Here is a 9,640-nt window from a genome sequence, read left to right on the forward strand (position 1 = left end):
GAGTCGCGCAGCGATATAGAGTGCAGCGAGTGTGAAGGCGTTATTTATGCACTGAGTAATAGTGAGCAAATGGGCGAGCTTAATTACGAAAAACTCGCCCAGTTGTCAAAGCTGTTACAACAGTAGCGTGCAGCCGTCAGAAAATATTAAAGGTTTTGGGCAACAGTTTTCAGGTGTTAGTAACCACCGCGCTGGGCTAACCTCTACCTGAAACCTATTCTTAAACCTAAACCCAGAAACATAAAGCCTGTTCTTAAACCTTACTTATGATATTCCAAGCAGGTTTCTACTTCGTTTTTAGAGCCTAAAATAACCGCCACACGCTGGTGAATGGCATCCGGCTGTATGTCTAAAATGCGCTCGGTACCGGTTGAAGCGATACCGCCAGCTTGTTCTACTAGCATGGCCATTGGGTTTGCTTCGTAAAGTAAGCGCAGTTTATTGGGCTTTTTCGGATCTTTGGTATCGGTTGGATAGGTAAAAATACCGCCACGGCTTAATACGCGGTGTACGTCGCCTACCATAGCGGCAATCCAACGCATATTGAAGTTTCTAGCGCGGGGGCCAGTGTCGCCCGCAATCAGGTCGTTAATGTAGTTTTGCATTGCAGGTTGCCAAAAACGTTGGTTTGAGGCGTTAATAGCAAATTCACTGGTATCTTCAGGAATGCTTACCAATTCTTGCGTTAATAAGAAGCTGCCTTGTGTTTTATCTAAGGTATATAAACGCGTGCCGTTACCTGTGGTGAGCGCCAGCATGGTTGATGGGCCATACAGTACATAACCGGCAGCAACTTGTTTATGCCCTGGTTGCATAAAAATAGTTTCGTCAGCGGCATCTGAGCCTTCAGGCGCTTCCATTATTGAGAAAATAGTGCCCACTAATGAATTAATATCGATGTTTGACGAGCCATCGAGGGGGTCAAAAGCAACAATAAATTTAGCATTAGGATCACCCGCCACAGTAAAGTCTTCTTCTTCAGAAGCAATCGCTTTTACTGTGCCCGACTCCAGTAATATGTCTTTTAACAGCTGATTAGACAGCACATCGAGTTCTTTTTGCGTTTCGCCTTGAATATTTTCATCAAGGGTTGAACCTAATACGCCGGATAATTCGCCTTGGCCGACACGAAATGAAATTTCTTTACATGCCGCTAAAATGGTGCGAATTAACGATAAAAGTTCTCTTGAACAGCCATCTTCAAGTAATACGGGTGGGAGTCTACGCATTCTATTTTCCTGATAACGAGTTTTAAACTAATCATAATGTGAGAGAGATTAGTTTAGAGCGCTGAAATTCGTCTTAAATAACTGTATTGTTTAAATTGCCCCCTATAATGGGACTACCTAACTGTACTTAAAACGCCAATAACAAAGATAAGATTATGCAAAAAATAAAACTACTAGGTTACATGTTCTTTACTGTGCTGTTGACTATGATAACTCAAGCGCACGCAGCAATTAAGTCTATTGATGAATTTACTGGGCAAATGAATCATTTTCCGGGGTACTTTTCATTCTACTACGACACCCAATATGGCAAAGTGTATTTAAAAGTTGATAAGTTAGAGCAGCAATTTTTATTGCAGCAAAGCTTGCCATATGGGGTAGGTTCGAACGACATCGGGCTCGATCGTGGCCAACTAGGCAATACCCATTTAGTGCAGTTTGAGCGCTTTGGCGACAAGGTGATGCTACGTGCGGTAAATACTTACTATCGGGCTAACACCAGTAATAAAGCCGAACAGCAAAGTGTTAAAGAAGCGTTTGCGTCAAGCATTTTAGCGGGCTTTAAGGTGGTGGCGCAAAATAAACGTGCGTTGCTCATAGACTATACGCCCTATTTACTCAGCGACGTACACGGCGTAAGTCGCACCTTGGCCGCTCGCGAGCAAGGTAATTTTAGCCTTGATGAATCGCGCAGTGCGGTCAATATTAGTCGCTCAAAAGCATTTTTAGAAAATACCGAGCTTGAAGCGGTACTGACATTTGCCGGCAGCCAACCGGGTGAGTTTGTTCGCCAGGTTAGTGCTGATCCATACGCCTTAACGGTGCATATGCACCATTCACTTATTAAGTTGCCAGACGACAACTACACCCCGCGTAAATTTCACCCGCAGTCGGGCTATTGGAGCATTGAACACAAAGACTATGCTGCGCCACTGAGCGAGTCGATGTTGGTGCGCTATATTCCGCGCCATCGTTTAGCGAAGAAAAACCCTAACTTGCCTATTAGTGAGCCGGTTGAACCAATTGTTTACTACCTAGATCCAGGTGTACCAGAGCCGGTGAAAAGTGCGCTATTAGACGGCGCCAAGTGGTGGGATGATGCCTTTGCTGCAGCAGGGCATAAAAATGCCTTTGTGGTTAAGGTGCTGCCTAGCAATGCCGATCCAATGGATATTCGCTATAACGTTATTCAATGGGTTCACCGTGCTACGCGCGGGTGGTCGTACGGTAGTTCGGTGATTGACCCCCGCACGGGTGAAATTATTAAAGGCCATGTCACGCTAGGTTCGCTTCGTGTACGCCAAGATATACTGATTGCTGAAGCACTTGCTGCGCCGTATTTACAAGGCAATGAAGTGGCCAAAACACTGCAAGCCATGGCACTGGATCGCATTCGTCAATTAAGTGCGCATGAAGTAGGGCATACGTTAGGTATTTCGCATAACTTTGCTGCTTCGGTGGGCGATAGAGCCTCGGTGATGGATTACCCACACCCGTTACTAAGCTTTAATGAGCAAGGTAAGCTTGATGTATCGCGTGGTTACAGTAAAGGCATGGGCGTGTGGGATACCCAAGTCATTAAATACGGCTATAGCGACTTTACCAACCAAGACGAAAGCGCCGCACTGGCAGCCATTTTGCAACAAAATAACGCCAAAGGGCTGGAGTTTATTTCAGATAACGACGCGCGAGCTCAAGGCGGCGCACACCCTACAGCGCACCTGTGGGATAACGGTGCTAACCCAAGCGAAGAATTATTAAGAGTGCTTGATGTGCGTGCGCAGGCGCTACAACAGTTTGGTATTCATAATATTAAAACCGGCGAGGCATTATCGCAGTTAGAAGAAAAGCTTGTACCGCTGTATTTGTTTCATCGTTACCAAGTGGAAGCCGCCGTTAAACTTATTGCCGGCGTTAACTATCAATACGAAGTGCGCGGTGAGCAGCCAGTAACCGGGGCTCAAGTGGTTGCCAAAGCGCAGCAGCAACAAGCAGTGAATGCTATTTTAACGACCTTTAAAGCCAGCAATTTGGCCTTACCAGAGTCGATACTTGCGCTTATTCCACCTAAAGCGTATGGCGAATATAAAACGCGCGAAAGCATTGTGGGTCGCACCGGTTTAACCCTTGACGCGATGGCGTTGCCAGAAGTGGCGATACAGCACAGTTTGTCGTTATTGTTTAATCCACAACGCTTAAACCGATTAGCGCAGCAGCAAGCTCGCAGCGAAAAGTTTTATCGTTTAGATGACTTACTAAAGCAGTTTTACCAACAAGTATTTAGTGCTGCAGTAGCGAATACCATGGCGGGTAAATTGACTCAACGGGTGCAGTTTTTAAGTGCTAAAACCATGGCTGAGTTAGTCACCAGCGATAGCGTAAGCCCTGAAGTACAAGCGCAATTGCGTTTTTATTTAACCAAGCTACAAGAGGACTTTAGCCAAAACTCCCTGCTGAGTAGTGCTACTGTAGGCGAAAGTGCATTTAAGCAATATTTAGCCGACCAAGTGGCGCATTTCCTGAGCACGGGTAATTGGCCTAAAGGCTTTAAAGCACTGCCAATGCCACCGGGTTCGCCAATATAAAAGGGCAGCTATCAGGTTTTAGGCGCTAGGTATCAGGTGTCAGGTATCAGGTATCAGGTGTCAGGTAGAGAACAGCCAAGTGCGAAGTTTATTTATTCGTAGGCGAGTAGCTTGCTGCCGCGCACGTAGTGCGAATGGTTATAAGTAAATTATTCACAAAGAGGTTAAGAGACGTTGCGCTTTAGAGAAGTAACTTAAATGTCATTAAGTTACTTCTCATTTCCCCTCATTGGCTTCTCTTACAAAGCCAGAAGCTGAGTGGTTTGCCACCGCGCTTTCTGCGTTACAAAATAAGCTTACAGATAACCCCCATTCTTGTCGTTAAACGCACGTACCTAACAGTTTGTTGCTTTACTAATCTAGCTTTTTACTGGCCTGTTACTTTTGCTTGCATAAAGTTGTTTTTTTGTTAATCTACAGGCCTTTATTTTAGCTGCATTGAGGTGTTTATGGCGTTGTTATCTCGCTCGATATTAGCGTTAGCAGTAGCACTTTTCAGCACTACGGCATTGGCACAAAAGCAGTGCGATGTAGAGCTTCGTCATGGCTTAATAATTACTGATGATGTTATTCGTATTGTCGATAAAGGCCAAACCCGCGTACAAATAAATAATAATAATCAGCTGTTTATACGTGGCTACTGGGTTGATTTAAGTACCGACGAAAGTAAAGTATTGCAACAATTTAGTTTAGGTATTCGTCAAACGGTGCCCGAGCTGGTTAATTTAGCCACTGACGGTGTAAACCTTGGGCTAAGCGCGATTGAACATGTAGTTGAAGGTATGACAGATAAACAGTCTGAAGTGCTTAAAACGCAATTACAGTACGTAGAACGCGCATTAATGGATAAATTTAAACGCGGCGACGACTTTTTCTTTATAGCCCCTCAATCCCTTTCTAAAATTGATGACTTTTTTACTAAAGACATTAGTAAAAAAATCCACTCTGCAGTTCATGGTTCATTGGGCGCGATTTTAATGTCGCTTGGGGATGCATTTAAATCACGTGAAGGCAATATTGAAGATCGCATGAATGACATGAGCCAGCGTATGGATATTATTTCAAAAGAAATAGATAAGTCGTTACAACTGAAAGCCCGTCAACTCGAACTCAAAGCGTCAGAGTATTGCGAGTGCTTAAATGCGTTAGATATCACCGAGTCGAAGCTACAAGCCATTGTTCCCGGTATGGTGAACTTTGACTTAGTGCAGATAAAATCTTAAGGGCAGGTTTTAGGTGTCAGGAAGAGATAAAACCTCGAGCCTCGTACCTAGCCCCTAATCTGTTTTAATGATCTGCGAAGCCCGCAATAACAACACCTAAATAGCCTTACAGTTTTATCTCTGCGGCGGTAAGTGGACGGTATTCGCCTGGGGCTAGGTTTTCATCCAGCGTAATATTACCGATTTGCTCGCGATGTAGCTCTACTACTTTGTTGTCTACAGCGGCGAGCATGCGTTTAACTTGATGATATTTACCCTCACAAATTGATAGGCGTAAGCCGTAGTTCGCCAGACGTTCGGCTTTGGCTGGGCGGGTTAAGTCTTTTTCGTTATGTAATTGCACTCCAGAGCGAAGCATGTCGAGTGATTCATCGGTAATCGGCTCTTGGGTTTCCACTAAATAGGTTTTAAATTTATTGTTTTTTGGCGAGGTTATTTTATGTGACCATTCGCCGTCATTAGTAATAATGACTAATCCGGTGGTGTCGATATCGAGGCGTCCCGCGATGTGAAAGTCGCCCATATTAGGCTCGTCAATTAAATCAAAAACAGTTTTATGCAGTTCATCGACATTCGCACTAACATAGCCCACAGGCTTATTAAGCATAAAGTAGCGTTTACCCAAAAATACTAATTGCTCGCCTTGAAAAAGCACTTCGTCTTGTTGCGTAATCTGAAAGTCGTGTGCAGTAATAAACTCGCCATTAACACTCACCTCTTGACGCTTAATACTGGCGCGTGCTTTTGAGCGCGGTAACTCTGCTAAGTGGCTAATAAATTTATCTAAGCGGCAAGGGAATTTCATTGGGGTTCACATTTTTAGTCGGCTACAATGGGGCGCGATTATAACGGATAGTGAAACACCATGACAGTGTCAAGCAGACAAATATTACCCCTCTATCACGCTAAAGTAGCCAGTGGAGAATTGAGCTTTGATGCTGCTCAGCATAACGCGGTACTCGCTCTTAATACCTTAAGTGAGCAGTTACAAACACGTTACTGCTGGTGGCAAAAAAAGCCGCAAATAAAAGGCATTTATTTGTATGGGCCGGTAGGGCGTGGCAAATCAATGCTGATGGATTTATTTTATAAAAATTTAGCCACCCATAAAAAGCAGCGTTTGCATTTTCATCACTTTATTGCCCAAGTGCATCAGCAACTGGGAGCACTACAAGGGCATAAAAATCCGCTGCAGATGATTGCTAAAAGCTGGGCCAAAACCATCAAAGTGCTGTGCTTTGATGAGTTTTTTGTCAGTGATATTGGTGATGCCATGATTATGGCGCGCTTGTTCGATGCGCTTTTCAAGCACGGAGTCGTGCTGGTGAGTACCTCAAATGCGAAACCAGAGCAGCTTTATTATAATGGCTTGCAGCGCGCGCGATTTTTACCCACTATCGATTTAATTAACCAGTATTGTCATATCGTTAATGTGGCAGGGGAGCAAGATCATCGTTTTAGATATGGTAAAAATAACCGTCATTATTTTATCAACACCCCAGCAGCCGAGTTTAAGCGTAAGTTTTTAGCGCAATATCCAACAGCGAAAAAACATGGCGAGCTGCTCGTACATGGCCGCATCTTGCCTTATTTATACCAAGCTCAGCATGCGCTGATGATTGATTTTATGGCGCTGTGTTCGGGCCCACGCAGCGCAAATGATTATATGTTGTTGGCGCAGCAATTTGAGGTGGTGTATGTCGCCAATGTACCCGCCATGGGGGTAGGTGCCACCGGCAAAGTAATTGTACACGGCATAGAAGACAGTTATCAGCGAGAAAAACAAACCTTAAACGAGCACTATTTAGATGATGAAGCGCGGCGCTTCATTGCGTTGGTAGATGAGTTTTATGACTGCCACAAGCTGTTAGTTATAAATGCAGAAACAGACATTGTCGCACTTTACCAAGGTAAAAAACTACGCTTTGAGTACGCCAGAACGCAATCACGGCTGGTCGAAATGCAAAACTGGTAAAACAGAGGATAGCGATCAGAAGTCAGAAAGTAGGCATTATCAAAAGAGTTAGGCAAGCCGTTACAGCCGCTAGGCACGAGGTTTTAGGTTCTAGGTGCTAGTTTTCAAACCTTAGCTGCCGGCTTTAACAAGCGCGGCAGCAAGCTACTCGCCTACCGGGAATTTAAGTGCCGAGCTTGGTTGTTTCCTTCCTAAATACCTGACACCTAAAACCTTATTTTTATCTCTTACTGATCGCTGATTGCTCTAAGCTGTCTTTATGCCTTATAGCCATTAGGATTATTTGACTGCCAACGCCAGGTGTCTTGCATCATTACATCTAGGCCACGCTCGGCTTGCCAACCCAGCTCATTACGGGCTTTTTCGGGCGCGGCATAACACGCGGCAATATCGCCAGGACGACGTGGTGATACTGTATAAGGCACGTCTTGCTTACTGGCTTTAATAAAGGCATTCACCATTTGCAGTACCGAGTAACCATTGCCTGTGCCAAGGTTATAGACTAGCGCGCCATTATTATTAGCTATTTTATCGAGTGCTTTTAAGTGCCCCAGTGCTAAATCAACTACGTGAATGTAGTCGCGCACACCGGTGCCATCTAGGGTGTCGTAATCGTCACCAAATACCGCTAACTGCTTTAATTTACCCACTGCAACTTGCGCTATAAACGGTAACAAGTTGTTAGGAATGCCGTTAGGATCTTCACCAATCAAGCCCGATTCATGTGCGCCTACCGGGTTAAAGTAACGCAAAATAGCAAACGCAAAACGCGCATCCGATTTAGCAATATCTTGCAGCATCATCTCCACCATTAATTTAGAGGTGCCGTACGGGTTAGTCGTGCCGCCCACGGGAAAATCTTCTTTAATGGGTAAGCTTGCCGGATCGCCATAAACCGTGGCCGATGAGCTAAATACCAGTTTAAATACGCCAGCATCACGCATTGCATCAACCAGGGTTAACGTACCTTGTACATTATTTTGATAATACTCTACGGGCTTGGCTACTGACTCGCCCACTGCTTTTAAGCCGGCAAAGTGGATTACGCTATCAATCGCATGTTTGGCAAAAACGGAGTCTAAAAATGCTTTGTCGAGAATATCGCCTTGGTAAAAAGTAGCCTCTTTACCAGTAATTTGTTTAACGCGCGCGAGTGACTCGGGTGATGAGTTTGATAAATTATCAATAACAACAACATCGCTGCCTTGTTGTAAAAGTTCTAAAACAGTGTGCGAGCCAATATAGCCTGCGCCACCGGTAACTAAAATAGTCATGAATGCTCCGTGGATCCCTTTTATCAATTAGTTTAATTTCACCATAAATTGGCAGGCTTTACATGCTTTATCTGATTTTTTGTTGTTTTTATTCGTCATTCGGCAAAATAGTAAACACACGCTATATTTGATTACATTTTGTGCATATTAAGTAACACTAATAGAATAAGATTAAGTTATAGTTAATAAACGACTGTTAAGATGAACTTACTGTGTAGGTACTTAAGTATGCCTACCCCAATAAACCTTGGTTTAATTGGCTACCTGTTGGAGAATGTTATGAATTCAGTAAAGAAAATAGCAATGTTAATGTGTATTGGTTTGCCTGCATTTGTACACGCAGGAGAGGCCATGGTTAAATGGCATGACTTTAATGATTATCGTGATGTACGGGCTACCAACCAAGCAAAAGGGTCGTATCATAAACAGATTGCTAGCAGTATTGAAAAACATGCCATTAAGCTGGCAGAGCAGTTACCAAAAGGCTACAAGCTTAACTTAGAGATTACCGATGTCGATTTAGCAGGCGACGTAAGCTATCGCGGTGCCAACGAAATTAGAGTAGTGAAGCCAATCCATTTTCCACAATTAACGCTAAATTATTCACTTATGAATGAGACAGGCAAGGAAATTGGCAAAGGAAACGACATAAAGCTAAAAGATATGAGCTTTATGGATAAAATAAAAATGGGGCGCGATGAATCGTTTTATTACGAAAAACGCTTATTAACCGAATGGTTTGGTGAAGAGATTTTGCCAAAAATTAACTAAGTTTTAGCAGCAAGCGTAGTGTAAAGCCCTGCTTATAGATTAGTAAACACTACTGGCTACTTAAAAGTAGCCAGTAGTGTTAATAAGCTTTGTAGCTTAATGACTGCCGCTTTAAGCTTTTCTTCATCTAGTCCATTGGTTGATAAACTTTCAACGTCGGCCGCAACATCAAGCACATAGGGCTTAAAGCGCTTTGCTTCGAAATTAAAGCCCGCGTCGGCTGCAAATAAAGACTTAAACTTACCGTGACCTTGCTGTTGTAATTCGTCGAGTTTTTTATCGGCATCGAGCGCCTGACGGTAAACAATTTTTAAGTTTGCATTGAGTTGTTCAATTATTGAATCCATGGTTTTCCTAAAGCTTTGTACTGCATGGCCGACATAATACGTGTATTGCAATTAAAAGTCAGGTTTTTAGCGCTACTGCGCTTTGACGTTACAATGACACAATAAACAACATTTAAGGTGATTAGTGTTATGAATATATCAGCTGGAAATTTACCAACCATGCCAAACGCAAACCAAGGTGGTGAGGTTTTATCGGCTGCTTTGGCTAAAAAGCAGCAGCTTGCAGACGGTGCGGC

8 protein-coding genes are annotated in these 9,640 nt (G+C 43.6%); 4 read left to right on the forward strand and 4 right to left on the reverse strand.

Annotated elements, in window-relative coordinates; translation table 11 throughout:
• Positions 1-260: 260 nt before the first annotated feature.
• A complete protein-coding gene (locus ABYB02_RS11290; RefSeq protein ID WP_372762556.1) occupies positions 261-1,229 on the reverse strand; it encodes a class 1 fructose-bisphosphatase in 969 nt (322 codons plus the stop codon).
• A gap of 155 nt (positions 1,230-1,384) precedes the next feature.
• On the opposite strand from ABYB02_RS11290, the gene ABYB02_RS11295 reads away from it, so the two are divergent.
• Together ABYB02_RS11295 and ABYB02_RS11300 are read left to right on the forward strand one after the other, a co-directional pair.
• On the forward strand, positions 1,385-3,814 hold the full coding sequence (locus ABYB02_RS11295; RefSeq protein WP_372762557.1) for a zinc-dependent metalloprotease: 2,430 nt from the start codon (positions 1,385-1,387) through the stop codon (positions 3,812-3,814).
• A 449-nt stretch (positions 3,815-4,263) separates the two neighbouring features.
• Entirely contained in the window at positions 4,264-5,037 is a 774-nt protein-coding gene (locus ABYB02_RS11300) for a YggN family protein (RefSeq protein WP_372762558.1), read from the forward strand.
• Between the two features lie 106 nt (positions 5,038-5,143).
• On the opposite strand, the gene rsuA is transcribed toward ABYB02_RS11300, so the two are convergent.
• Positions 5,144-5,842 carry a 16S rRNA pseudouridine(516) synthase RsuA gene (rsuA, locus tag ABYB02_RS11305; RefSeq protein WP_372762559.1) on the reverse strand — a complete coding sequence of 233 codons (699 nt, stop codon included), beginning with the start codon at positions 5,840-5,842 and terminating at the stop codon, positions 5,144-5,146.
• 60 nt (positions 5,843-5,902) lie between these two features.
• On the opposite strand from rsuA, the gene zapE reads away from it, so the two are divergent.
• Complete coding sequence (gene zapE, locus ABYB02_RS11310) at positions 5,903-7,012, forward strand: cell division protein ZapE (RefSeq protein ID WP_372762560.1); 1,110 nt, start codon at positions 5,903-5,905, stop codon at positions 7,010-7,012.
• A gap of 257 nt (positions 7,013-7,269) precedes the next feature.
• Here the strand turns inward: zapE and galE are convergent, their stop codons facing one another.
• Entirely contained in the window at positions 7,270-8,286 is a 1,017-nt protein-coding gene (galE, locus tag ABYB02_RS11315) for a UDP-glucose 4-epimerase GalE (protein ID WP_372762561.1), read from the reverse strand.
• Between the two features lie 279 nt (positions 8,287-8,565).
• Here galE and ABYB02_RS11320 point away from each other — a divergent pair, with 279 nt between their 5' ends.
• Positions 8,566-9,057, forward strand: coding sequence for a DUF3016 domain-containing protein (locus ABYB02_RS11320; protein WP_372762562.1), 492 nt, complete (start codon positions 8,566-8,568; stop codon positions 9,055-9,057).
• 56 nt (positions 9,058-9,113) lie between these two features.
• On the opposite strand, the gene ABYB02_RS11325 is transcribed toward ABYB02_RS11320, so the two are convergent.
• Positions 9,114-9,404 (reverse strand): prephenate dehydrogenase, encoded by a 291-nt coding sequence (locus tag ABYB02_RS11325; RefSeq protein WP_372762563.1) that lies wholly within the window; start codon positions 9,402-9,404, stop codon positions 9,114-9,116.
• Positions 9,405-9,640 lie beyond the last annotated feature (236 nt).

Source organism: Pseudoalteromonas sp. (assembly GCF_041613455.1).
Classification (GTDB): Bacteria; Pseudomonadota; Gammaproteobacteria; order Enterobacterales; family Alteromonadaceae; genus Pseudoalteromonas.